This is a genomic window from Pseudoflavonifractor sp. 60 (assembly GCF_009911645.1).
GTDB lineage: Bacteria > Bacillota > Clostridia > Oscillospirales > Oscillospiraceae > Lawsonibacter.
The window spans coordinates 1-1,592 of record NZ_QWKI01000029.1; the positions used below are offsets into that span (position 1 = coordinate 1).

The 1,592-nt window shown below is 57.0% G+C and carries 1 pseudogene; it reads right to left on the minus strand.

Annotation, left to right across the window (positions count from 1 at the left end):
• Positions 1–1,592: pseudogene (locus tag D1646_RS22965) on the minus strand (hypothetical protein); the annotation flags it as partial.

Consider the following 1,592-nt stretch of genomic DNA (forward strand, 5'->3'; position numbering starts at 1 on the left):
TGCGCCCAGGGTGCCGCGGATAGAGGAAACCTTGTTAATAGCGTTCTTGATAACGTCAATGGCAGCCTGAGCGTCCTGCTGGTTGCCCACGTTCACCTTGTCAACGCCCAGAGCCTCGGCGTGGATATCGCCGATGTTGACCTTGAGCTGGTTGAAGTCCTCGCTGGTGTCACCAATCTGGAGGGTCAGAGCGGTGCCCGCCTCCTTCTGGACAGTGGTCTTGGAGCTGGCGCTGTCGAACTTCTGGATCATGCTCTCCAGGCCCCAGTCCTTCTCAGTCAGGTTAGCATCACCAGCGTAGGTAGTGCGCTCGTTGATGACCAGCATGGTGCCGCGCTCTTCCACCTGGACGTCAAACATCTCGTTGTCCTTGGCGGCTACAGACAGACGGTCCAGAGCAACGCGCAGATCATCATAGAAATCCTGCTTGGTACCGTTATCCGCAAACTTGGCATCCGTCAGGTTCTCCAAATCGCGGATATCTACCTTGTGAACATTGTCCGCATACTCGGTGTTGTAGGTGGCATCGCTGCCGGTGAAGATATAGTACTCGTCACCCAGCTTGAAGCCCTTACCGTCCGTAATGAAATCGGTGACCTTGTTCACACCCTTAGCAGCATCAGCAGTCTGAGGATCACCGTCAAAGCGGATATAAGCCTGAGCATAGATGGTACCGGCAGGAGAGCTACCCTCGTTAATCTCGCAGGTAGCGGAATTGCCCACCAGCTTGTCGTCGATGGCAGTCTTGAACGCCGCTTCGTTACCAGTATAGGTGCCCTGCGCCACGCTGAAGTTGAAGTTGCCCTGGAAGTAGTTGTTAGACTGACCAGCAGTCAGCTTGCCTTCCGCCGCTACAGCGTCGTTGTAGCCGTCGTCGGTCATCTCGAACTTCAGCTTGTCGTTCTCTCGAGTCACCGTATACTCAATATAGGCCGCAGCACCACCGCCCTGCTGGCCAGCCTTGATATAGACCTTACCGCCATTCTCATCAATCTTGTCCATGATGGCCTTGGCAATGTCCTCGGAGGTGATCTCGCCCTCACCGTTGGCGACCACGTTGTATTTCAGCTGAGTGTCAGTGCCATCATCGTCCAGGAACATGTGGTTGCCAGTACCCATGCCGTTTGTGGCATCGCCAGCCTGGAGCGCAAACTTCAGGTCAGAAAGCCCTGTGCCGCCGCCAGCCGTGTAATTCAGGCCGTCCAGGTCCACGGTGAAGGTGGTCTTGCCGGAAGTGGCGGCATCCTTGTGATAGCGGACGCTCTGGTCGCTCAGGCCGCTCGTGCCGCCGGTAGCACCGGAATATGCGCCAGTGAGCATAACGCCACCCTTGGTATTGCTGCTGCCAAACTCACCAGGTGTGACAGTATTGGTTCCGGTGGCATAGCCCAGGATGTTATTGCCGATTGCCATACCGCTGAAAGTAGTCTCGGTGGTGGCGCGGCGACCGTCAGCGTCCAGAGAGCCGTCCAGCAGCTTGATGCCGTTGAAGTTGGCGGAGTCGGCGATACGGTTGATTTCGGAGTTCAGCTGGTCGATCTCCTGCTGGAGGGCGGCGCGGTCGGTGTCGTTGTCGTAGGTGCCGTTGGCGG